We start from the raw sequence: 22,889 nt of genomic DNA, 5'->3' as shown, positions 1-22,889 counted from the left end.
CAATTTGCAATATCATATGACAAAAGCGGAGAAAGGTGATTGCCTAATTTTCATGTTTTCATAAAAAATTGTTAAAAATGTGAAATGGAGTGATTTTTTTATAGTTTTTGGTCGCCATATTCAGTTGATTATGCTAGTATAAATAGGGTTGATATAGTAGTATAGAGACAGAATGAAAACTGAAAGAGGGTAAGAAGTATGTGTGGTTTTGTAGGATGTTTATGTGAAAACCCTAGAGAGTTTTCAGAAACAGAAAAACATCAATTTGAAAATATGAACACGATGATTTTCCACCGTGGTCCAGATGACGAAGGATATTTTCGTGATGAGCATGTACAATTTGGCTTCCGCCGTTTAAGTATCATTGACTTAGAGGCAGGACATCAGCCGCTAACTTATGAAAATGATCGATATGTAATTATTTTTAATGGTGAAATTTACAACTATGTAGAATTACGTGAAATGTTACTTGAAAAAGGTGCAACGTTTGCAACGCAATCTGATACAGAAGTTATCATTGCATTGTATGCACATATGAAAGAAAAATGTGTAGACTACCTTCGTGGTATGTTTGCATTTATGATTTGGGATCGTGAAGAAAAGAAACTTTTCGGTGCACGTGACCACTTCGGTATTAAACCTTTGTACATCGCACAACAAGGTGATACTACATTCTTCGCATCTGAGAAGAAAAGTATTATGCATGTGATGGAAGATAAAGGCGTTAACCCAACGTCATTACAACATTATTTTACGTACCAATATGGTCCAGAGCCAGAAACATTAACAATTGATGTTAATAAAATCGAACCTGGTCATTATTTCGTAAAAGAAATCGGTAAAGAGATGGAAATCCATCGCTACTGGAAACCTTATTTCAATGCTTCAAGTGCAACGAAAGAGGAGCATATCCAAGCAATTCGTGATGTGTTATATGATTCAGTAAAAGTGCATATGCGCAGTGATGTACCAGTAGGTTCATTCTTATCTGGTGGTATCGATTCATCTATCATCGCTTCTATCGCAAGAGAAATGAATCCAAATCTTTTAACATTCTCTGTTGGGTTTGAGCAACGTGGTTTCAGTGAAGTTGATGTTGCGAAAGAAACTGCTGAGAAATTAGGCGTTAAAAACCATAACGTATTCATTTCAGCGAAAGAGTTTATGGATGAGTTCCCAAAAATCATTTGGCATATGGATGATCCTTTAGCAGATCCAGCAGCTGTACCGTTGTACTTCGTTGCTAAAGAAGCACGTAAGCATGTAACAGTTGTTCTTTCAGGCGAAGGTGCAGACGAGCTATTTGGTGGTTATAACATTTATCGTGAGCCAAACTCACTGAAAATGTTCTCTTACATTCCTAGCCCAGGTAAGAGCGTTCTAAAAGCACTAAGTGGTGCTCTTAAAGAAGGCTTTAAAGGAAAGAGCTTCCTAGAGCGTGGATGTACGCCAATTGAAGAGCGTTACTATGGAAACGCGAAAATCTTCCGTGAAGAAGAGAAAGCTGAATTAATGAAGTATTACAATGAAAGTGTTAACTATATGGATATCACGAAACCATTGTATAACGAAATTAAAGATTATGATGATGTAAGCAAAATGCAGTACATTGACATGTTCACATGGTTACGCGGTGACATTTTATTAAAAGCTGATAAAATGACAATGGCAAACTCATTAGAACTTCGTGTACCGTTCTTAGATAAAGAAGTATTCGATGTTGCATCTAAAATTCCAACTGAATTTAAGATTGCTAACGGAACTACGAAAGCTATTTTACGTGAAGCAGCACGCGGAATCGTTCCAGATCACGTATTAGATCGTAAAAAACTTGGATTCCCAGTACCAATTCGTCACTGGTTAAAAGACGAAATGCATGATTGGGCTATCAATATTATAAACGAGAGTAAGACAGAGCATTTAATCGACAAACAGTATGTATTAAACTTACTGGAAGCACATTGTGCAGATAAAGGCGATTATAGCCGTAAAATTTGGACTGTACTTGCGTTTATGGTATGGCATCAAATTTATGTTGAGCATAAATACGATACGAATAAGTTCCACGAAGAAACGAAACGTGCGTATAGCTTAGTTTAATTAGAAAAACCTTAAGATCGTATATGGTCTTAAGGTTTTTTTCATAAATAGGACGTATTATTGATACAATAATAGTAAAAGGATGGACAACATATGATTACGTTTGAAAAAGTAACTGTAGAAAATGAAAACGTTGTAAAAGAAATGTTTCGCTCACATAGTTTAAGTGAGAAACAGGTACAGTATTGTGTGAAAGTCGATGATACATATATTGGTGTAATAGATTATCGTGTTCAAGGGGAGACTGCGATTTTATCTCAGTTAATTATTCACTTTGACTATCAAAGTTACGGTTATGGGACAAATACATATTTCACATTTGAAATGATGATGAAAGAAAGAAATGTGAAAGAGATAAAGGTATTACAAACGGAATTAACAGAACCAGTGAAATCTTTCATAGAGAGCTTTGGATTTAATGTGGAAGACGGAATATATGTGAAGAAAATATAGCGATGAGTAGTTATGCGGGATAAATATAAGGCAGGTGGATGTATGACGATGACTTCTGGTCTTGTATTAATTGGAGGGTGTTTTTTAGTAGCGGAGCTAAGCCATATGTTTATTCGAAAAAGAATGAATAAGAAGAGAAAGCCGTATGAATTACAATATGCTCCAGTGTTTTTCCTTTTGTTTTGTATGCTACTTACATTACAAAACATAACGAACTTTCCACCTCTTTTAAATGTTTTTTTAAAGTTCGGTTTGCTGTATAGTACCACTGGCATAGCCCTTTTATTTCTTTTATTTTGCATACGTTATATTCACTATCAATCGTATATATTTATATTAAATTGGTTAAAGCAAAATGATAGAAACCGCCTTACATAAGGCGGTTTTTTTATTTACGTTATGTATTGACTGGAATTACAATTACTTTCTTATGCCCATTACTTTTTTACATGTTACGCTTAAAAAATTTGAGTAGTAAATAGGTACAAAAATATTTTGAATAAAAATGAGGGCGGAATTATATATATTGAAAAAGTTTTCTGATATATCTATTGACAATGTATGAGATATACATTAATCTTTAAGTGTAAATGATAATCAATTTCATCTAGGAGGGCTTATGACACGCACTAAAAATATTCTTATACTTTGCGTTATGTTACTAATGGTCGTAATCGCAGGGTGCGGTAAAGAAGAAGAGAAGAAAGATAAAGATACATTAGTAAAGGCAAAAGATTCTTATAGTATAAAGCATGCAATGGGCGAAACGACAGTAAATGGTACGCCAAAAAGAGTTGTTGTTTTAACAAATGAGGGTGCTGAGGCACTTTTAACTGTTGGAGTAACGCCAGTTGGAACGACGAAACCACGAGCTGGTGATGAATGGTATCCTCATTTAGCGAAAGAGTTAAAAAATACGAAAGTAGTAGGAACTGAGCGTGACATTAATTTAGAAGCAGTAATGAAGCTTCAGCCGGATTTAATTATAGGAAATAAAATGCGTCACGAAAAAATATACGAGCAGTTAAAAGAAATCGCGCCAACAGTATATGCTGAAACATTACGCGGTGATTGGAAAGAAAACTTCACACTTTATACAAAAGCTGTAAATAAAGAAAAAGAAGGGCAAAATGCTCTAAATGATTATAAAAAGCGTATTGCAGCAATAAAAGGACAATTAGGTGATAAAATTAATTCTAAAGTTTCAATTATTCGCTTCGTCCCTGGTGATGTTCGTATTTATCAAAAAAATTCATTCTCAGGTGTTGTATTAAATGATATTGGATTTAAACGACCACCATTACAAGATAAAGATGAATTTGCAATTAAAGGAATTACAAAAGAGCAAATTCCAAATATGGACGGGGATTATTTATTCTATTTCACATCTGATAAAGACGCGGATAAGAATAATGAAGGAAATACATTAGCAAAAGAATGGACAGAAGATCCACTATTTAAACAACTGCAGGCTTCTAAAGATAATAAAGTATTCCAAGTAGATGAAGTGATTTGGAATACAGCAGGTGGTATTGTAGCTGCAAATCTTATGTTAGATGATATTGAAAAATATTTTCTGAAGTAAATGAATAATCTAGTGCATCACTTTAAATAGGTGATGCACTTTTTATTTTGTTAAAATACAGAAAATTCCTTCTTTTGAGTGTGCATAAGTTGTACAATTAAAATAATCATGAAATAAAGGAGTGGGAATAAATGAAAGCTACTCATAAAGATTGGGTTTTATTTAACGGAAGAATTGTAAATACGAAGGAAGAACAGCCGATGATTCCATTAGAGGAGAGAGGCTTTCAATTTGGTGATGGTATATACGAGGTATTCAGACTATATGATGGGAAGCCACATTTATTAGATTTACATTTAGAACGATTCTTTCATTCTATGGAAGAAATAAAATTAATTCCACCGTTTACTAAGGAAGAGTTAGTGGAAGAGTTATATCAAATGATTGAAAAAAATCAATTTCAAGAAGATGGTAATGTATATTTGCAAATATCAAGAGGTGCTCAAGCACGTAATCATGTATATGAGTCAAATATGCAACCAACATATTTTGCAAACATTGTTTCTTTTCCAAGGCCAATCACGGCTATGGAACGAGGAATAAAAGTTACTGTAGAAGAGGATATACGCTGGAAGTTTTGTCATATAAAATCCTTAAATCTGCTACCTAATATTATGATTAAAAATAAAATAAACGAACAAGGCTATCAAGAAGCGATATTAGTACGAGAAGGAATTGTAACGGAAGGGTGTCATTCAAATTTCTTTATGGTGAAAAATAATAAATTGATTACACATCCGGCTGACAATTTCATTCTACACGGCATTACACGTCACTACGTTATTACATTAGCGAAAGAGTTACATATTGAAGTAGAAGAAAGAGAATTTTCACTTCAAGAAGTGTATGAGGCCGATGAATGCTTCTTCACAGCGACGCCACTTGAAATATTCCCAGTCGTTCAAATTGGTGACGAGCAGTTCGGAAAAGGCGAAAGAGGACCGATTACAAAGAAACTCCAAGTTGCATATGAAGAAAGTATTCGTTTGTTTAAAGTTACGAACTAATATTGAAGAAAAAAGCTGGTATTACTCCAGCTTTTTTTTCATGATATAATTCAAGCATAGGACAAGATTTGAAAACGCTGTAAAAAGGGGATTTAATGTATGAATTATGAAGATTTTAAAGAAGTAATTCACGGTAGACGAAGTGTTAGAAAGTTCACGGAACAAGAAGTAGCCACTAGTGATATAAAAGATATTATTGATTGTGCTCGTTATGCACCGAGTGATACGAACTCACAAACTTGGGAGTTCTTGGTCATTATGAACCGAGAGAAAATTAAAGAAATTGAACAAATGACATGGGATGCATTACATAAACTTGCGGCAAAAGCGGCAAAAAACGGAGAAGAGAAAGCGGGGAAATTACTTACACGTTCTTTCGGACCATATGCAACAGCTTTCTCGGAGGCACCAGTATTAATCGTATGTTTGGCAACGCCATATGAATCAAAGTTTCGTGAAAAGATATTTGATCCGATTGCTTTTGTTCCAGATTCAGTTTGGGAAGAAGAAGGAATTAAGAGCAGTTGTTTAGCGGCACAAAACTTAATGTTGGCTGCACATGCGAAGGGGCTTGGGACATGCCCAATGACAGGACCGGTATTGTTAGCTCAAGATGAACTACGACAATATTTACAAATTGAGCCTGAAAAACAAATAAATATGGTTATATCGCTCGGTTTTCCGAAAGATAAGCCGAAGAAACTTCCAAGAAAAGAAGTAGATGAGATTACAACATTTGTTTTTTAAAGCTCAAAATAAAAAGACATTGAATAAACAATGTCTTTTTATTTTGGATAGGTATGTAATTAATCTGTTAGGCTAAAATGATAGATAAGAGGGAATTACTATTTATCCCAATTTATTTCATAAAAAAATTAATGTTCTATTAAGGAAAGTATGATACATTAATCGTGAGCAATATTCTATTTGTTCATGAAAGTGTTGAAAATAGTTTTAAAATTTAAAAGTTATTTTTGTATAATAAATTATAATGAAATGACAGGGGGGATGAATTTTGAAAAAATTCATAATCACTGGATTGTCTGTATTGTTATTAGCCGGTTGCGGCGCTCCACAAGAAAAAGAGGGTGCGCAATCAAAGCAGGAAGAAAGAGTTGTAAACGCAAGTAATGAGAATATAGTAGTATTTCCTGAAGGAGCAGTGCCAGTCGGAGAAGGAAAAGTAAAAGTTATTACACCAGACGGTACTTCTGAGAATGGTAATATACCAGCTGTATTCATTAAAAAGGATACTTTAATTCAACACGTTGAATTAGAGCTCTCTAATTTTCAAAATGATAAAGAAACATTCGTATTTGTAGATCGAGTGTTTGCAGATAAATATCAAGTAACTAGTACAACACAGACAACAGTACAATTAAAAGAAAAGACGCTTGAAACAGGTAGTCATACGATTACGGCAGTTCAGTATGAAAACAATGATCCGAAAGGAAAGGTTATTAGTTTTAATCAGGCAACATTCGAAACAAAACCAGCGTCATAAGAAGAATAAAAAGTACATTACTCAAAAAGTAGTGTACTTTTTTGTTTATACTAGAGGATGTAATAGTGAATCACTTGTTTCGTTTTCTAATATGATTAAATTAGGAAGAGATCACTCGTTACTACTATGACAGAAAAAGAGGTTGAAGAGGTGAATCGGTGTATTTGTATCTTCTTGATTAATATGATGATGTCAGTAATTTGGTTTATGATATAGGAGGTTATGCAAGTTACGCTCCATTATCAAATTCATGACTTATTAATAGGGGCTATTTATTTTACCCTTGTTTAGCTATTATATGATAAACTCGGAATAAGGTAAGTTTCAGAAGAAAAATGTAGGTATTTCATTTGAAATGTCGAATAGTACGTACGATGTCGTAATAACAAATTTTCTATTGTTTACTGTGAAACAGGAGAAGGAGAGATAGTTAATGAAACGAGCTCTTATAAATATTGATTATACATATGATTTTGTAGCTGAGAAAGGTGCTTTAACTTGCGGTAAGCCGGGCCAAGAAATTGAGAAAGAAATTGTACATATAACGAAGCAATATATTGAAAATGGAGATTACGTTGTCTTTGCGATCGATAAACATGAAGAAAATGATGTATATCATCCTGAATCAAAATTATTCCCGCCTCATAACATAACGGGTACAAATGGAAGAGATTTGTTTGGTGAATTACAAGATGTGTACGAAACATATAAAAATGCAGAGAATGTATATTACATGGATAAAACACGATATAGTGCATTTGCAGGAACAGACCTAGAGATGAAGTTACGAGAAAGAGGAATAGAAGAAGTGCATCTTGTAGGGGTTTGTACTGATATTTGTGTTCTTCACACAGCCGTAGACGCTTATAACAAAGGATTTAAAATTGTAGTTTATGAAAAGGCAGTTGCATCTTTTAGTGCGCAAGGGCATGAATTTGCACTTGGACATTTTAAATCTTGCTTAAACGCAGAAGTGAAGTGAAAAAAAGAGGCCTTTAAAAAAGGTCTCTTTTTACGTTTAAATTGAGACGAGGTTTTGCTCAATTAATTTTTTTATAAATGGGCTAATATTCTCTGGTAGCTTATCAAAATCAAAAAATTGTACACTTAATGATTCGATCCCATCAGCTTTAAGCAAGCCGCCTTTAATGTCTTTGCAAAGATATGCGATTGTTATAGGATAAAACTCATCCCCGTTTGGTAATTTTACAAAAAATTCTTTTCCAGAAAATACGCTTATTAACTGTAAGGTTCCTATTTCAATTCCTGTTTCTTCGAACACTTCTCGTCTCCCAGCTTCTTCTGTTGATTCACCAAGTTCAACGAATCCACCAGGGACACCCCAAATACCATTCTGCCTTTGTTGAAGTAATATTTGTCCTTGTTTATTGAAAACAGCTACAGCAACTCCTGCTAGATTGAGTGGTCTGGATCCGACAATTTTTCTAAGTTCTTCAATATACCCCATTGTATGTAACCTCCGTAAGAAAAATAAGAGCAAATATACTATTCGTTGTTATGTTAATATTTTCCTCTTTATAAGAGGGAGAGATGTCATATAACTTATTTGTTTTATTTGGTAAAATATACATCAAAAAAGGTCAAACAAAATCTTTGACCTTTTTTGACCAAGTGTTATAATAAAGACAGAAAGAGATAATCTTTCATTCATAAATAATAAGGAGGAAAAAATATGCGTAATTTATTTCCAGAGATAACAAAACGTCAAAATGGTATTTTTGATTTTGGGCCTTCTTTATTAGAAGGGATGACAGATGCTTTCTTTAAACCGATGAATATGGATACTTTTAAAGTAGATGTTCATGAACAGTCTGATAAATATACAGTAAAAGCAGATTTACCTGGTTTTCAAAAAGAAAACATTCAAGTTGAATTTGAACAAGATGTATTAACGATTCAAGCAACTAATCATAATGAAGTAGAAGAAAAAAATGAGAATGGCATATATATTCGTAAAGAACGTTCTATAGGTTCTGTAACTCGACGCTTTAATTTTCAACGAGTTGAGGAAGAAAATGTTAAAGCAAATTATAAAGATGGCGTACTGACAATTGAATTGCCAAAATTGAAAGAAGAAAAAAACAGTAAAACAACAATTAATATCGAATAAAAGAGCTGATAAATTCAGCTCTTTTTTTATCTAGTTAATGAATAAATTAGTTGAAATCGTAATGAGTAGAATAACCTTTTAACGTTTAAAAAATTTCACGATTAGCTCCCCTTAGGTTATTAAAAAGGGTATATTTAAAGGGAAAGGAAAAGAACAGCTAGACATACTGTTTAAAGTGAATTAGTAATAAAGTCAAAATACATAGTAAGGGTAGCAGCATTTTAGAGTAGATAATAGATTTTCCTAGAACAAACTGAGACGATTATGAATTTTTTAATTAGTAAGGAAGTGGTTAGATGAGTTTATTAACGTATACTGAAGAATTTTTTAATTATGTAAGAGAGTTTTTACTTTTAAGATTTTTACTATTTGCTTTCGTTCTAATCATTATTTCATTTGTCATAAACCGCATTATTGATTGGTTTTTTAGGAAATCAAGCTTTTTTGATGAAGAGGTAGAGCAAACGATTCAAAGTGTGATTCGATCTATTTTTAGATATATCATTATCATTAGTCTAATCATATATTTAATTAGCCAATTTGTAGATATAAAAAGTATCATTGCAGGCGCAGGGATAGCGGGGGTTGTTATCGGTTTTGCTGCACAACAGATGCTGAAAGATGTTATATTAGGCTTTGCGAGATTAGCGGACAAAGAGTTTCGTGTTGGCGATTTTGTTACTTTTAACGGAACAAACTCAGGAACGATTGAGGAAATTAGTATTCGTTTTATGCAAATTCGTGAATGGTCAGGAAAACTCCTTACCATACCACACGGAGAGATTAGAACGATACAAAATTTTAATAAAGGCTGGATGCGCGTAATTGAACGAATTACGGTAAGTTATCAGGAAGATCCGACAAGAGTTAAGGAATTGTTAGAGGAAGTTTGTGTGAACTGTAATGAAAAATTGGCCTCAAGTCTTTATAAAGTAGAGGATGAAGCTGTTGAACCTTTTAAATATGTAGGTGTTACAGATTTAAATCCGAATCTGAAATACGTTGGATATGAATTTTGTATTACAGGTTTAATAAAGCCAGAAGATTATTTTGAAACTTCTAGACAAGTAAGATTTGAATTAATGTCTATATTTCATAAGAATCGAGTACAAATGCCAGCAGCAAATATGGTCGTTACTACTGAAAGTTTACAGCATACCCATAGCGGACAATCTGTATCGGACAGCTAAAGTAGAATAGTTTGGTAACGGAAATGCTGTTTTCAACATTGGATAGAAAAATAATAATAAAATGATCGATATAAACAAAGAGCTGAAGAAATTCAGTTCTTTTTAATTTGTAGAATTTAGAAATTTCTTAATGTTATAATGATAGATGGTGATGAAAATGAACTTTGAAGAAAAAGAGATGCATCGTTTAGAGGCATTAAAAGCAATTGCTGAATTATTAAATGAAGCAACAGACTTACAAGACATGTTGGAAAAAGTGTTACATACATTGTTACAAGTTATGAATTTGCAAACAGGCTGGATCTTTTTTATTGATGAAAGTGGAAAGCACCGTATGCTTGTGGATGAAAACTTACCGCCAGCTCTTACGTGGCAAGAGAAGAAGCCGATGTGTGAAGGAGATTGTTGGTGTGTAGAGCGTTTTGTGAATGGAAGATTGGAAAAAGCGACAAATATTATTGAATGTAAGCGAATAGAGGATGCGATTGAATGTAATTGGGGAGATACCGAAAATGTTACGCACCATGCGACAATTCCCCTTAGGTCTGGATCGGAGAAGTTTGGTCTATTAAATGTCGCCTCTCCTCAAAAAACACATTTTTCAGAGGAAGAATTAGCATTATTGGAATCGATTGCATTTCAAATAGGAACAACTATACAACGTATTCAATTAGTAGAGAAAGAACGTAAATATGTAGTTGTAGCAGAACGAAATCGACTTGCACGTGATTTACATGATTCAGTAAAACAATTGTTATTTTCTATCATGTTAACCGCAAAAGGTACGCTAAATATGACGCAAGATAGAGACTTGCAAGAGATGTTGAGCTATATTGGAGAATTATCACAGGAAGCATTACAAGAGATGACACTCTTGATTTGGCAATTAAGACCGGAAGGATTAGAGAAAGGGTTAGCTGAAGCAATTAAAAATTACGGAAAGTTGTTAGGAATTCACGTGGAAGTTCGAATTGATGGAATGGTTTCAATTGGTGATGAAATAGAAGAAGTTTTATGGCGTATTAGTCAAGAAGCGATACATAATTGTAAAAAACATGCTTCGTGTGAAAAGGTACATGTTCTTTTAAAAATAGAAGATAACCAGTTATATTTTTGCATAGAGGATAACGGAATAGGATTTATACAAGATCAGGTACGAGAGTCAGCACTCGGTTTAAAAAGTATGAAGGAACGTATTCAGTTAATGAGGGGATCATTTCAAATAAAAACGGAGCTGAAAAAAGGTACGAAAATTGAAATTCAATTGCCAGTTTGAAGGGGAGAAGAAGGTTGAAAATTAAATTACTACTAGTTGAGGATCATCATATCGTTCGAAGAGGACTTGGATTCTTTTTGAAAACGAGAGAAGAATTTGAAATTGTTGGGGAAGCAGAAAATGGAGAAGATGCGTTAACATTCGTCCAAACAAAAAGGCCAGATGTAGTATTAATGGATCTATCAATGCCGAAGATGGATGGCATCGAAGCAACAAAACGAATAAAACAATATGATGAAACGATAAAGATACTAATATTAAGCAGTTTTTCAGAGCAAGATTATGTTTTACCAGCACTTGAAGCCGGAGCAGATGGTTATCAATTAAAAGAAGTACAACCTGAGCAACTTGTAGCTTCTATTATTGCAGTACATGAAGGAAATACGAATTTTCATCCGAAAGTAACACCAGCACTATTAGGACGATCAGTAGTCAAGAAAGAAAAAGAAAACCCTTTTTCTATGTTAACGAAAAGAGAACAAGAAGTACTTCGTGAAATTGCGCAAGGGCGAAGCAATAAAGAAATTGCAGCAGTGCTTCATATTACAGAACAAACTGTAAAAACACATGTTTCAAATGTTTTAGCTAAATTGGAAGTAGATGATCGTACGCAAGCTGCATTATATGCGGTGAAATATGGGGTTATTTAGGAGGAGTGTATGAAAGTAAGGACTACATTACAGCGGTACATGTCAAGTTTGTCTGAGGCTAGTTATTTTAATGGTACGGTACTGATTGCAAAAAATGATGAAATATTGTTAAGTGAAGCATTTGGAACAGCGAATTTCACATTTAACATTCCTCATACTATTGATACAAAATTTCGAATTGGTTCATTAACGAAAGGGTTTACCAGTACAGCAATTTTACAATTAGAAGAACGTGGATTGCTCTCGGTAGAAGACTCAATTTCAAAATATATAGAGGGATTCTCTTATGGAGAAGATGTTACAATTCACCATCTATTAACTCACACATCGGGTATTTCAAATTTTACAAGTTGGCCTAATTATTGGTCGGATATAATGAGAAAATCTGTATCTAAAGAAGACATTGTGCATGTATTAAAGACGTACCCGTTAGAGTTTAAACCAGGTGAGAGATATAGTTATACAAATTCTGGTTATATTTTATTAACAATTATAATCGAAAAGATTACTGGTTTATCATATAAAGAATATATACATAAATATATATGTCAACCACTTCAAATGCATAATACCGGATGTGAGGATGAGGGTAGAGAAATAGTAGAATCTTTATCAACAGGATATACGATATTTGGAGATATAAAACAAACTGAACATATTGATATGTCATTTCCATTAGGGGCATATGGAATGTATTCAACAGTTAAAGATTTGTTTAAATGGCATAAAGCATTGCGTAGTAGAGAGGTGATTTCAGAAAGTTCACTTCAAAAAATGTTTACTGCATATTCGGATCATTATGGATATGGTTGGGCTATTGAACAAGAAGAATATATTTCTACTAGTCATTTTGGTGATATAAATGGTTTTGTGAATTATTTGATTCGATATGAAAAAGATAATGTTTGTATTATTGTACTAAGTAATATAAATATTACACCGGTCATAGAGATTGCAAATAACATAGCTAAGATTATAAATGGGGAAGAGATTCAGATGCCGAGACCTATAAAGGTGTATGAGGTGAATTTTTTCGATAAATTAAAATGTGTGGGGAAATATATAACAGAAAACAATGAAGTAATTCAAGTTATAGAAAAACAAAATAAACTCTATGTTATAGTGCCGAAACGTTATGGTGTATTGTATAAACTTGAGCTGTATCTTTGTTCTTTTCAAGAGGAAGTTGCAATGTTTCGAACGAAATACGTTGATGAAAAAATAAAAATAAATACAAAAACAGGATCATTATCTTTTGAAGATGTTACGAAAAAATGCATAAAAGCTAATAAAATATATAGTGAAGCTGAATAAAGGTTTTTCTTCTTTCAATAATTAGGTACAATAAAGTGAAACTTTAATCAGTGGAGGGGCTATTCCCCACTGATTATTAGCGCATACCAATTGTGTTTTTACGGGATAAAGCTACGATGGAGGGAGAAGATATGCTATGCCTGGTACAAGAAGTGGGATTGGAAAGATTCAAGCTTCGTTAAACGGTTTATCACCGAAATTGCGAAGTATTGCTGAACATATTTTAAAACATCCACAAGATGTTGTACATAAATCTATTACTGAATTAGCAGAAGTTACGAATAGTTCCGAGGCTACGATATTTCGCTTATGTAAACACCTTGGTTTGCAAGGGTTCCAAGATTTAAAGATTACATTAGCTCGTGAAATTGTCCATACACCGATGCAAAATATTCATGAAGAAGTATCAGCAGAAGACAGTATGGTAACTGTTGCTAAAAAAGTTTTTCATTCACATATTACAGGACTACAAGATACATTGCATTTGTTAAATGATACGGCATTAGAGCAAGCTGTAAAAGCTTTGCAAGAAGCAAATCGAATCGAGTTTTACGGAAATGGTGGTTCTGGTATTATTGCGATGGATGCATATCATAAATTTATGAGAACGGGTATTTCATGTATTGCTCATACTGATTCGCATTTTCAAATTATGGGAGCAGGTTTACTCTCGAAAAATTCAGTTGTTATCGGCATTTCTCATTCTGGTAGCAATAAAGGGTTACTGGAAGCGTTAGAAGTAGCGAAAGCAAGAGGAGCTAAAATTATTGCGATTACGAGCTATCAGAAATCGGCATTAAGTCAACTGGCTGATATTACATTATACACTTCAACACGTGAAACGGAATTCCGCACAGAAGCAAGTTCATCAAGATTAGCGCAGTTAAGTTTATTAGATACTTTGTACGTTGGGTTATCGTTACAACGCCAAGAAGAAACGTTGCAAAATTTACAAAGTATCCGTGAAACAATTTCGATGAAACGAATATAAAAAAGAGGCTGTCCCAAAAGGTGCTTTTTAGCCAAAATCGAATAAAAAGTAAAAGGCAGAAATGTTGATTTTATAACGTTTCTGCCTTTTCAATTTCATGTGATCTTACTTCGAAAGAGACTTATGAGACAGCCCCTTTTTTATTAGTGAATAGTTTATTTATTTTCTTGTAGAAATATGTGACTTACTTATAGCCAGTGATGACTCTCATTTAAAAAAATAAAAAACGATTTATACAACAATTCAAACATTGTTCATAATTTCACAATTTGTTTTTGAAGTGTCATGTTATGATGAACATGTAATAATGATTGAACACTTAAACTCGGCACAATGATTAGCCAAACTAGTGAAGACAGAAGTTATGAGATGAACTCATGAAAAATTCTAAAACACTAAAGGGGAGATCACATATGAAAGCAGTAGTAGTTAATAAAAATAGTAAAGCAAACATTGAAATTATTGAAAAGGAATTACGTCCGTTACACTCAGGTGAAGCGCTAGTAGATGTAGAGTATTGTGGAGTTTGTCATACTGATTTACACGTTGCAAATCATGATTTTGGAAACACAGATGGCCGTATTCTTGGTCATGAGGGTATAGGTATTGTGACGAAAATTGCTGATGATGTTACTTCACTAAAGGTGGGGGACCGTGTAAGTATTGCATGGATGTTCCAATCTTGTGGGCGTTGTGAATATTGCGTAACGGGTAGAGAAACATTTTGCCGTGAAGTGAAGAATGCTGGTTATTCAGTAGATGGTGGTATGGCTGAACAATGTATTGTTACAGCAGATTATGCGGTGAAAGTACCAGAAGGATTAGATCCTGCTCAAGCATCATCCATTACATGTGCGGGTGTAACTACATATAAAGCTATAAAAGTATCGGATATTAAACCTGGCCAACCTATCGTCATCTATGGTTGTGGTGGATTAGGTAACCTAGCTATTCAATATGCTAAAAACGTATTTGGTGCAAAGGTAATTGCAGTAGATATTAATGACGATAAATTAGCCTTAGCAAAAGAGGTTGGCGCTGATATGACTATCAATCCAATTTCTCAAGGTCCTGCTGATAAGATTGTTCAAGAAGAGTTTGGTGGTGCTTATGCAGCTGTAGTAACAGCCGTTTCTAAAGTAGCATTCAACTCAGCAGTAGATGCGGTACGTGCTTGTGGTAAAGTCGTTGCAGTAGGTTTACCAGTGGAAACGATGGATTTAAACATTCCACGACTTGTACTAGATGGAATTGAAGTAGTTGGTTCTTTAGTCGGTACTCGTAAAGACTTAGAAGAGGCATTCATGTTCGGTGCAGAAGGAAAAGTAGTGCCGGTCGTTCAAACTTGTTCTCTAGATAAAGTACAACATGTATTCGAAGAAATGGAACAAGGTAGAATTCAAGGACGTATGGTAATCGATTTTAAACACAATAATTGTGATTGCAATTCACTTTAAATATAACAAGTATGAGTCTAGCTAAAGACATGTAAAAAAGTTAGGCGACAGAAAGAAGATGATCCCTGTTAAATGCAGGGATCATCTTCTTTGCATTTCACTACTATCAATATCGAGTAATGGGAAAGGATTAAAGGTTCACTTTATCTACAAACGAAAAAGAATCTTTACCTTTAACAAATTTTTTACGATCTGGAACGCTTTGAATTGCTACAACTTGCGTATCTCTTGCTTTCAGTGCATCTTGAATCCCGATTGTCATAAGCTTAATAAATAGAATCGTAATAAAGAATGAAGCAAGGGTGTAAAAAATAATCCACCATGAAAGATTCATTTCATTACGATTTAATCCAATAAGTCCTGCCCAATCATTAGATAGAGAAACAGGTTTCAGCACTCCGTCATAGAGTTCCCGCATTTGTATCCCGCCAATTACAATGTTAAGCAACGCTAAATGGATAACGAGTATGAGTGTTTGGACGATATGTTCCATAAATAATACAAATAAGCGGTCAAGTAATAAGACTCGTAAGTGTTTTTTCATAATATGAAAACGGCTAGCACCCAATAATTGTGAACTTAAAATGTAATCTCGTTTCATAAATTCATCAACCTCTGAGGATATATATAAAGAAAGTGTAGGCAGAGCGACGAAAATAAGTACAAGTACTTGATAAAACGTAAATGAAATATTTGGATTTAACCCATCAGCATTTGATGTGATTACAATATTAACGGGTGTGATGAGTATGAATGCGATAAATAAAGTTGGAATATAATAAAAAACTTCTGAGCATGCCTGGAAAAATCTCTTGAGTTTTGGAGCAAATAAACTTAAGAGGATTCCTATACATGTTCCGCATAAAATTCGAAAGAAGCTAATTGCCACGGCTAATAAAATAGTGAATTTTGCTCCTTCTATAATTTGTAAGAAAACAGACTCACCAAAACGATCAGATCCAAAAGGCGGAATTAACGATGGTGGAAAGGGGGCCTTTCCAAGTAATTCGTTATTGTCATTGTAAAGTAACTGTGGAGGTTTTGGGATGTTATCTTTAAAGAACCAACTATAAATAAAACTAGCTGAAATAAGTATGAATAAATAAGTGAAACCGATTAAAAAGCGTTTTGATTTCCAAATAGATTTCATAATGCTACTCCTTTCAAGTGCTTGTGCCATCTATTCATCATGAATGAGATTATTTGAAAAATAGTATAAAACGGTAAAATAATCATGACCAGTATGATAAATGCAGCGGGAGGTGAAATAAACGCCTTATTAAATAAAAATTGAATAATGCCATCCATATTAAAAACAAATTCTAAAATGAATAAATTAGAAAGTAAGAAAACAAAAATCGTTTTTAAATGGTGGAAGAAGTGGATAGATATATTTTTGAATAAATGAATGCGTAGTATATAACTTGATGAAAGGCCTTTTCCATAGGCAACTTCTACATAAGCTTTTCCATGTTCTTCTTTTATGTATAACACCATCATCCGAAACATTTGTAATGTAGGTAAGACCGCTAAAGATAAAATAGGGAGTAAATAAGCTCGATTTTCATTAAAAGAAATAATGGTGACAGGAGTTTCCCCGAATTTCTTAAGTAACCATATGAAAAATATTTGCAAACAAATCATCATCATCATATCAGGGACAGCTTCTAATATGAACACAATTCGATTTACCCATTTTTTTATATAATCTTTTGCTAAAAAATAAAAAAATGCCATGCTAGCTGATAGAAAGAGCGCAAGTAAAAAGGCTAAAAATAATACAGTAAATGAATATAGGTAAGGTTCTAAAACGGTTGGGAATAAGGGTGTTTTTTTGAAACTACCAAATTTCGGGTCTGATCCTATAACCACTAATGATTCAGGGGAGAAAACATCCTTTAACATAGTAACAATCTGATTAAAAAAAAGAATTGGTTGAAAGGTAAATCCGTTTTGAGTGATAAATAAATAAGGTAAATTTAATAATAGTAACAGTGATAAAAAAATGGATGAAAGCTTAATTGTGAATTGAGATATTTTATGTAACATTAAATCCCTCCGACATCTTTTTACAACATTATACAATAAAGTTTGAAATATTGTTTTATTTTTCTGAAAAATAAAAATATTATTAGGTTTTATCCTTTTCGGCAAGAAAACTCCATCTAATTTGTGTTATGGGTGAAACCCAACAATTTAGGTGAGATTGTTTCTTCTTTTAGGTTATGTGTGGGGAATTTAAAAAACTCCTAGGGATCAATGAATACCTAGGAGGGCACCTGCGTCATATAACAAATTTACAATTATGTTGTGTTTTTGTTTGAAATGCATATTGTTTCATATACATTGTAATCAATATATTTAAGTTTATAAGAGTTATACTTTTATCTAAACTCGTAACTAAAATAACCACTAAATCCAAATAGTACTATTGCGGCTGATTTAGATATCCATTTAATTAAGATTGGATTTAGAAAAATTCTAGTAAAATGAACAAAGCCTAAAAGATACCAACAGCTATTATGATAAATGTAGATGTACTTGCATTATCTAATGAAGAGACTAGAACCAGACCGAAGACCCCTATCCAAAATACAATATTAGCCGGTGATAGAGCAATCATAAAAGTTCTTCTATTTTATTCAATTACTATTCTTTTCAATTGTTTCAACAAAAAACAAGATTGTGGTGATTCTTTACATTACTTCTAGCGAGTTACAAAAGTATCTCTTTGTTGAAGTTCATTGCTTAAAACCCCATAAGATCCTTTACATGTTTAGCGTTCTGTTTAGATGTTAGTTTTTCAAGTAATAAAAATGCAACATCAAAAGCTGTACCTGGATTTGAAGATGTAATAATATTTCCATCTTGAACAATTAAATCATTTTGTACTTTTGCACCGAAATTCTTTAACTGCTCTTTTCGTTTACTCGTTGGATGACTGTATGTGGTAGCTTTTTTACCTATAAGAATTCCACTTTTACCAAGTGCTAATGATGCAACACAAATACTTGCAATAGGTTTCTGTTTGACATGAAAATGTTGAATAACATGTAAGAATTCTTTACTGTATGCATCCCGATAAAAACCAGCTTCTTCAAACCCTCCTGGAATAGCTAGTGCATCAAACTCATCCAATTGAATATTATCAACCGTTTTTTCGGGTATGATAGTAAAATTCCAAGTACAAGTTAATTTATCCCGAAGACCAACTGTTATGACCTCGGTTGACCCGTCTCCCTCCCACTTATTCCAACCTAGTACGTCTGTAAATACACTAGCTTCTACTGCTTCAAATCCGTCAGCTAATAATAATAAAATCTTTTTCATATAGTAAATCGCCTCCTAATATCCTTATTTTATATGGATATAAAAAGCTGATGAATAAGTTAAATAAGGATATTTAATTGTTTGGCTTTATTATGTAAAGAATTTAGATTATTATATTTTATAAAAAAAGGTTGGGTACTTTATGGATCAAATTGATAAAAAAATCTTAGGGTTATTACAGTCAAATGCAAAAATTTCAATGAAGGATTTAGCTGAAGTAGTTCACTTATCTTCTCCGTCAGTAACTGAGCGAGTAAGAAAGCTAGAGGCGCAACAAATTATTGAAGGTTACCATGCACATATTTCCCTAAAAAAAATTAACCGCCCAATTTCGGCACTTATTCTGTTTAAATCAACGAATTGTAAAGCGTTATCTAACTTTTGTTATAATCATCCGGATGTAATTGAGTGTTACAGAGTAGCGGGGGAAATTAGCTATATTGTCAAATTAGCAACTGATTCTGTAGAAAGTTTAGAACAATTTATTGATGATTCAATGCAATATGGTACGCCATCAACAAATATTGTATTATCTTCTCATGAAAAAAAAGTAATCGCTCCCTTTATTAGTGAAAAATAAAAATACATGCCTAATCAATTAACTATTACTTCCTTAATGTTTTTTTTGAAAATAGCCCTTATTTTTCGGACTTGTATAAAAAATAAGGGTCTCTAATCATTTTTCTTATATTGTTTTTCAACACCTTTTTCATGCAAATGAGTAAAAAGTAAAGTTTGGAAGGACTATGTATGAATGTGTTGTTAATGAAAGAAAAATAGTGTGTTGCGTAACGAATATAACGTAACTTTACCGCCGGGGGGGAATTTAAATTTAGTATGTAAGTGAAATGTCATGAGGGGAATTATATTTTATTATGAAAAAAATTTTCTTTTTAAAACTTGATTAAAGAAAAAATATTTTATATACTAATTCATGTAAACGGTTTACTAGATCATATTTTGCTAGAAACGAAGGGAAGATTCGCATGGAAACAAGGGGGAGAGTAATCGGGATTGATATCGGTACCACAAGTACAAAAACGGTTGTGTTCACAGAAAAAGGAAAAGTCGTTGCATCACATGCAGTAGATTATCCAATTATTCAACCGAACGTCGGATGGGCTGAGCAAGATCCCGATGTAATATGTGCTGCTGTTTATAAAACTGTAAGCGTTGCCATAGAAAAAAGTGACGTGTTACCAGAAGATATTTCTTCAATTGGTATTAGTACAGCAATGCACGCATTAATTGCAGTAGATGAAAAGGGTGTGCCGTTAACGCGCTCTATCATTTGGGCAGATAATCGTAGTACGAAACAAGCGGAAAAATTATTACAACATATGAATGGACATGAAATTTATAGACGTACAGGTACACCAATTCATCCAATGTCGCCACTATCTAAATTACTATGGATGAAAGAAGAGGAACCAAAATTATATAAAAGTGCTTATAAATTTATTTCTATTAAAGAGTATGTTATTTACCAATTGTTTTCACGCTACGTAGTTGATTATTCTATTGCTTCTGCTACAGGGTTATTCAATTTAGAAACGTTAAATTGGGATGTTGATGTGCTGGAAATGTTAAATATTTCTTCAGAACAATTATCAACCCCAGTACCAACTACATATATTTTATCGGGTATGAAACCGGAATTAGCACAAAAGATGGGTATTCGTGAAGATACTCCAGTTGTTATTGGTGCAAGTGATGGTGTTCTTGCGAATGTAGGCGTTGGGGCCATATCGCCTGGATCAGCTGCAATTACGATTGGAACAAGTGGTGCAGTTCGAACAATTTCATCTAATGTTAATACAGATGAAAAAGGAAGAACGTTTTGTTATGCATTAACAGACGAGCACTGGGTGATTGGCGGACCAACGAATAATGGTGGCATATTACTGAGATGGTTACGTGATGAATTTGGTAGCCCAGAACAAGAAGTTGCAAGAAAACTTGGCATTGATCCGTATGATTTATTAATTAAATATGCGGAAAGTGTACCAGCTGGAGCAGGTGGATTGCTATTTTTACCTTTCTTATCTGGAGAACGTGCACCTTACTGGAATGCAAATGCTCGTGGTACATTCTTCGGAATTAATCTTCAGCATAAACGAGAACATTTTATTCGTGCAGTCATGGAAGGGGTTTGTATGAGCGTATATTCTGTTGCACTCGCAATCAGGGATTGTACAGGGCCACTTACTGAAATACGCGTTTCAGGAGGATTTGCGAAATCTGCATTTTGGAGACAAATGTTATCCGATATGATGGGAAAAGAATTGCTTGTTCCTGAAAGTCATGAAGCATCTGCGCTTGGGGCAGCGGCAGTTGCTTTATATGCTGTAGGAAAAATTGATTCTCTTGAAGAGGTTAAGGATTGGATTGATATTGTTCATCACCATGTACCGAATAAAGAAAATACGGCTATATATTTAGAAATGTTTTATATGTATGAACGACTTTATAATCGCTTGAAAGAAGAATTTGATTGTATAGCTGCTTTCCAACGTAAACAATAGGGGGATTGGGAGAAATGGTAGTTGGAATCGTACTAGCGGCAGTTGTCATACTACTTTTACTTATTACGGTAGTAAAATGGCATCCGTTTGTCGCGTTAATTTTAACAGCAATTGGTGTAGGGCTAGCAATGGGAATGCCATTGATTGGAACTTCACCAAAAGATCCAGGGATTATTGATTCTATTAAACTAGGGCTTGGTAATACGTTAGGGTTTTTAGCGATAGTTTTAGCATTAGGAACGATGCTTGGAAAAATGATGGCCGAATCTGGCGGTGCTGAACGAATTGCTAACACATTAATTGATCGTTTTGGGAAGAAACGTGTTCACTGGGCAATGATGTTTGTTGCATTTTTAGTAGGGATTCCGGTATTTTTCCAAGTTGGATTTGTACTACTAATTCCATTGGTATTTACAATTGCATTAGAAACAGGGGTATCACTTATTACAATCGGTATTCCACTAGTAGCAGGATTATCCGTTGTACACGGACTAGTGCCACCGCATCCAGCAGCGATGGCAGCGGTAGGTATTTTTAAAGCAGATGTAGGGAAGACAATTTTATATGCGTTAATTGTCGGACTTCCAACTGCAATTATTTCAGGTCCACTTTATGGAAAATGGATTGGTGCTCGTATACATAAGGAAGTACCATTAGATATAGCGGAGCAATTTGTTGAAAAAGATAATAAAAAAGAGCTTCCTAGCTTTGGAAATACATTGTTTACAATTTTACTTCCAGTATTTCTTATGCTTGGTGCATCAATAGCGGAAGTTGCATTAAATAAAACGAGTCAACTAGCACAAGTATTACACTTTATTGGAGATCCGATTGTCGCTTTATTAATTGCAACCATTTACTCTTTCTTTAGTCTTGGATATGCAAAAGGTTTCTCAAAAGATAAAGTATTACAATTTACAAATGATTGCCTTGGGCCAATTGCAAACATATTGTTAGTGATTGGTGCAGGCGGCGCATTTAATAAAGTATTATTAGATTCTGGAATTGGAACGACAATTGCAGATATGGCGAAAGAATCGCATATTTCACCAATATTATTAGGGTGGGGAATTGCGGCACTAATTCGAATCGCAACTGGATCGGCAACTGTTTCTATGATGACAGCAGCTGGTATTGTTGCACCGATTGCAGCAAGTACACCAGGTGTAAATGTTGAATTGTTAGCACTTGCAACTGGTGCAGGATCATTAATTTTATCACACGTGAATGATTCAGGATTTTGGATGATTAAAGAGTATTTCGGAATGACTGTGAAAGAAACGTTATTAACATGGACTGCAATGGAGACTATACTATCTGTAGTAGCACTTGGACTCATTTCGTTATTAAATATATTTGTATAGAATGGGAGATTG

Annotated in this window: 22 protein-coding genes and 2 pseudogenes; 19 read left to right on the top strand and 5 right to left on the bottom strand. The window is 33.8% G+C overall.

Annotation, left to right across the window (positions count from 1 at the left end; all coding sequences use genetic code 11):
• Window positions 1-198: 198 nt before the first annotated feature.
• The 9 genes and pseudogenes from asnB (at window position 199) to PDK19_RS05715 (ending at window position 7,631) form a co-directional block, all read left to right on the top strand.
• Window positions 199-2,100 (top strand): asparagine synthase (glutamine-hydrolyzing), encoded by a 1,902-nt coding sequence (asnB, locus tag PDK19_RS05750; protein ID WP_000333816.1) that lies wholly within the window; start codon window positions 199-201, stop codon window positions 2,098-2,100.
• A gap of 93 nt (window positions 2,101-2,193) precedes the next feature.
• Window positions 2,194-2,553, top strand: a complete 360-nt coding sequence (locus PDK19_RS05745) for a GNAT family N-acetyltransferase (protein WP_000627505.1) — start codon at window positions 2,194-2,196, stop codon at window positions 2,551-2,553.
• Window positions 2,554-2,601: 48 nt separating this feature from the next.
• Window positions 2,602-2,931 carry a hypothetical protein gene (locus tag PDK19_RS05740; protein ID WP_000200470.1) on the top strand — a complete coding sequence of 110 codons (330 nt, stop codon included), beginning with the start codon at window positions 2,602-2,604 and terminating at the stop codon, window positions 2,929-2,931.
• 8 nt (window positions 2,932-2,939) lie between these two features.
• Window positions 2,940-3,035 (top strand): annotated as a pseudogene (locus tag PDK19_RS27370) (phosphatase PAP2 family protein); the annotation flags it as partial.
• 137 nt (window positions 3,036-3,172) lie between these two features.
• Window positions 3,173-4,138 carry an ABC transporter substrate-binding protein gene (locus PDK19_RS05735; protein ID WP_000198716.1) on the top strand — a complete coding sequence of 322 codons (966 nt, stop codon included), beginning with the start codon at window positions 3,173-3,175 and terminating at the stop codon, window positions 4,136-4,138.
• A 131-nt stretch (window positions 4,139-4,269) separates the two neighbouring features.
• On the top strand, window positions 4,270-5,145 hold the full coding sequence (dat, locus tag PDK19_RS05730) for a D-amino-acid transaminase (protein WP_000648394.1): 876 nt from the start codon (window positions 4,270-4,272) through the stop codon (window positions 5,143-5,145).
• Between the two features lie 99 nt (window positions 5,146-5,244).
• Entirely contained in the window at window positions 5,245-5,892 is a 648-nt protein-coding gene (locus tag PDK19_RS05725) for a nitroreductase family protein (RefSeq protein WP_001105292.1), read from the top strand.
• Window positions 5,893-6,160: 268 nt separating this feature from the next.
• Window positions 6,161-6,649 (top strand): hypothetical protein, encoded by a 489-nt coding sequence (locus tag PDK19_RS05720; protein WP_000713485.1) that lies wholly within the window; start codon window positions 6,161-6,163, stop codon window positions 6,647-6,649.
• A 433-nt stretch (window positions 6,650-7,082) separates the two neighbouring features.
• Window positions 7,083-7,631, top strand: a complete 549-nt coding sequence (locus PDK19_RS05715; RefSeq protein WP_000816765.1) for a cysteine hydrolase family protein — start codon at window positions 7,083-7,085, stop codon at window positions 7,629-7,631.
• A gap of 36 nt (window positions 7,632-7,667) precedes the next feature.
• On the opposite strand, the gene PDK19_RS05710 is transcribed toward PDK19_RS05715, so the two are convergent.
• On the bottom strand, window positions 7,668-8,117 hold the full coding sequence (locus PDK19_RS05710) for an NUDIX hydrolase (protein ID WP_000540510.1): 450 nt from the start codon (window positions 8,115-8,117) through the stop codon (window positions 7,668-7,670).
• Window positions 8,118-8,342: 225 nt separating this feature from the next.
• Between PDK19_RS05710 and PDK19_RS05705 the strand changes: the two genes are divergently transcribed.
• From PDK19_RS05705 to adhP, 7 genes are all read left to right on the top strand, one after another.
• Window positions 8,343-8,780 carry an Hsp20/alpha crystallin family protein gene (locus PDK19_RS05705; RefSeq protein WP_001245061.1) on the top strand — a complete coding sequence of 146 codons (438 nt, stop codon included), beginning with the start codon at window positions 8,343-8,345 and terminating at the stop codon, window positions 8,778-8,780.
• Between the two features lie 296 nt (window positions 8,781-9,076).
• Window positions 9,077-9,970 carry a mechanosensitive ion channel family protein gene (locus PDK19_RS05700; RefSeq protein WP_000055419.1) on the top strand — a complete coding sequence of 298 codons (894 nt, stop codon included), beginning with the start codon at window positions 9,077-9,079 and terminating at the stop codon, window positions 9,968-9,970.
• A gap of 178 nt (window positions 9,971-10,148) precedes the next feature.
• Window positions 10,149-11,246: a sensor histidine kinase gene (locus PDK19_RS05695; protein ID WP_139303041.1), complete on the top strand. Its 1,098-nt coding sequence runs from the start codon at window positions 10,149-10,151 to the stop codon at window positions 11,244-11,246.
• A 14-nt stretch (window positions 11,247-11,260) separates the two neighbouring features.
• The gene (locus PDK19_RS05690; RefSeq protein WP_000694618.1) at window positions 11,261-11,896 is read left to right on the top strand and encodes a response regulator; all 636 of its coding nucleotides are present in this window, start codon (window positions 11,261-11,263) and stop codon (window positions 11,894-11,896) included.
• A gap of 9 nt (window positions 11,897-11,905) precedes the next feature.
• On the top strand, window positions 11,906-13,210 hold the full coding sequence (locus PDK19_RS05685; RefSeq protein ID WP_014893780.1) for a serine hydrolase domain-containing protein: 1,305 nt from the start codon (window positions 11,906-11,908) through the stop codon (window positions 13,208-13,210).
• A 136-nt stretch (window positions 13,211-13,346) separates the two neighbouring features.
• Window positions 13,347-14,201, top strand: a complete 855-nt coding sequence (locus PDK19_RS05680; RefSeq protein WP_001119639.1) for a MurR/RpiR family transcriptional regulator — start codon at window positions 13,347-13,349, stop codon at window positions 14,199-14,201.
• 413 nt (window positions 14,202-14,614) lie between these two features.
• The gene (adhP, locus tag PDK19_RS05675) at window positions 14,615-15,658 is read left to right on the top strand and encodes an alcohol dehydrogenase AdhP (RefSeq protein WP_000649103.1); all 1,044 of its coding nucleotides are present in this window, start codon (window positions 14,615-14,617) and stop codon (window positions 15,656-15,658) included.
• Between the two features lie 130 nt (window positions 15,659-15,788).
• Here the strand turns inward: adhP and PDK19_RS05670 are convergent, their stop codons facing one another.
• The 4 genes and pseudogenes from PDK19_RS05670 to PDK19_RS05655 all read right to left on the bottom strand — a co-directional run bounded on the left by PDK19_RS05670 (window position 15,789) and on the right by PDK19_RS05655 (window position 18,988).
• Window positions 15,789-16,808 carry an ABC transporter permease gene (locus tag PDK19_RS05670; protein ID WP_000836561.1) on the bottom strand — a complete coding sequence of 340 codons (1,020 nt, stop codon included), beginning with the start codon at window positions 16,806-16,808 and terminating at the stop codon, window positions 15,789-15,791.
• The gene (locus PDK19_RS05665; protein ID WP_049112871.1) at window positions 16,805-17,707 is read right to left on the bottom strand and encodes an ABC transporter permease subunit; all 903 of its coding nucleotides are present in this window, start codon (window positions 17,705-17,707) and stop codon (window positions 16,805-16,807) included. The genes PDK19_RS05670 and PDK19_RS05665 overlap by 4 nt, the downstream gene beginning before the upstream one ends.
• Before the next feature lie 335 nt (window positions 17,708-18,042).
• A pseudogene (locus tag PDK19_RS05660) lies at window positions 18,043-18,284 on the bottom strand (LysE family translocator); the annotation flags it as partial.
• A 122-nt stretch (window positions 18,285-18,406) separates the two neighbouring features.
• On the bottom strand, window positions 18,407-18,988 hold the full coding sequence (locus PDK19_RS05655; protein WP_000722332.1) for a DJ-1/PfpI family protein: 582 nt from the start codon (window positions 18,986-18,988) through the stop codon (window positions 18,407-18,409).
• Window positions 18,989-19,130: 142 nt separating this feature from the next.
• Between PDK19_RS05655 and PDK19_RS05650 the strand changes: the two genes are divergently transcribed.
• The 3 genes from PDK19_RS05650 (at window position 19,131) to PDK19_RS05640 (ending at window position 22,877) form a co-directional block, all read left to right on the top strand.
• Window positions 19,131-19,568 carry an Lrp/AsnC family transcriptional regulator gene (locus tag PDK19_RS05650; protein ID WP_049112869.1) on the top strand — a complete coding sequence of 146 codons (438 nt, stop codon included), beginning with the start codon at window positions 19,131-19,133 and terminating at the stop codon, window positions 19,566-19,568.
• Between the two features lie 406 nt (window positions 19,569-19,974).
• Window positions 19,975-21,513 (top strand): gluconokinase, encoded by a 1,539-nt coding sequence (gene gntK / locus PDK19_RS05645; RefSeq protein ID WP_000450017.1) that lies wholly within the window; start codon window positions 19,975-19,977, stop codon window positions 21,511-21,513.
• Between the two features lie 14 nt (window positions 21,514-21,527).
• Complete coding sequence (locus PDK19_RS05640) at window positions 21,528-22,877, top strand: GntP family permease (protein ID WP_000260196.1); 1,350 nt, start codon at window positions 21,528-21,530, stop codon at window positions 22,875-22,877.
• The last annotated feature ends 12 nt before the right edge of the window (window positions 22,878-22,889 follow it).

Source organism: Bacillus cereus group sp. BcHK124 (assembly GCF_027712065.1).
In the GTDB taxonomy this organism is placed as follows: domain Bacteria; phylum Bacillota; class Bacilli; order Bacillales; family Bacillaceae_G; genus Bacillus_A; species Bacillus_A pacificus.
The sequence above is the reverse complement of the archived record's forward strand: the minus strand, read 5'-3'. Positions and strand labels throughout refer to the sequence as shown.

Coding starts and splice junctions, on each gene's coding strand:
- PDK19_RS05745 (WP_000627505.1), top strand. CDS start 2,194: ATGATTACGTTTGAAAAAGTAACTGTAGAAAATGAAAACGTTGTAAAA.
- adhP (WP_000649103.1), top strand. CDS start 14,615: ATGAAAGCAGTAGTAGTTAATAAAAATAGTAAAGCAAACATTGAAATT.
- PDK19_RS05670 (WP_000836561.1), bottom strand. CDS start 16,808: ATGAAATCTATTTGGAAATCAAAACGCTTTTTAATCGGTTTCACTTAT.
- PDK19_RS05715 (WP_000816765.1), top strand. CDS start 7,083: ATGAAACGAGCTCTTATAAATATTGATTATACATATGATTTTGTAGCT.
- PDK19_RS05700 (WP_000055419.1), top strand. CDS start 9,077: ATGAGTTTATTAACGTATACTGAAGAATTTTTTAATTATGTAAGAGAG.
- PDK19_RS05650 (WP_049112869.1), top strand. CDS start 19,131: ATGGATCAAATTGATAAAAAAATCTTAGGGTTATTACAGTCAAATGCA.
- PDK19_RS05665 (WP_049112871.1), bottom strand. CDS start 17,707: ATGTTACATAAAATATCTCAATTCACAATTAAGCTTTCATCCATTTTT.
- PDK19_RS05735 (WP_000198716.1), top strand. CDS start 3,173: ATGACACGCACTAAAAATATTCTTATACTTTGCGTTATGTTACTAATG.
- PDK19_RS05640 (WP_000260196.1), top strand. CDS start 21,528: ATGGTAGTTGGAATCGTACTAGCGGCAGTTGTCATACTACTTTTACTT.
- PDK19_RS05685 (WP_014893780.1), top strand. CDS start 11,906: ATGAAAGTAAGGACTACATTACAGCGGTACATGTCAAGTTTGTCTGAG.
- PDK19_RS05655 (WP_000722332.1), bottom strand. CDS start 18,988: ATGAAAAAGATTTTATTATTATTAGCTGACGGATTTGAAGCAGTAGAA.
- PDK19_RS05710 (WP_000540510.1), bottom strand. CDS start 8,117: ATGGGGTATATTGAAGAACTTAGAAAAATTGTCGGATCCAGACCACTC.
- PDK19_RS05680 (WP_001119639.1), top strand. CDS start 13,347: ATGCCTGGTACAAGAAGTGGGATTGGAAAGATTCAAGCTTCGTTAAAC.
- asnB (WP_000333816.1), top strand. CDS start 199: ATGTGTGGTTTTGTAGGATGTTTATGTGAAAACCCTAGAGAGTTTTCA.
- PDK19_RS05740 (WP_000200470.1), top strand. CDS start 2,602: ATGACTTCTGGTCTTGTATTAATTGGAGGGTGTTTTTTAGTAGCGGAG.
- PDK19_RS05705 (WP_001245061.1), top strand. CDS start 8,343: ATGCGTAATTTATTTCCAGAGATAACAAAACGTCAAAATGGTATTTTT.
- dat (WP_000648394.1), top strand. CDS start 4,270: ATGAAAGCTACTCATAAAGATTGGGTTTTATTTAACGGAAGAATTGTA.
- gntK (WP_000450017.1), top strand. CDS start 19,975: ATGGAAACAAGGGGGAGAGTAATCGGGATTGATATCGGTACCACAAGT.
- PDK19_RS05695 (WP_139303041.1), top strand. CDS start 10,149: ATGCATCGTTTAGAGGCATTAAAAGCAATTGCTGAATTATTAAATGAA.
- PDK19_RS05725 (WP_001105292.1), top strand. CDS start 5,245: ATGAATTATGAAGATTTTAAAGAAGTAATTCACGGTAGACGAAGTGTT.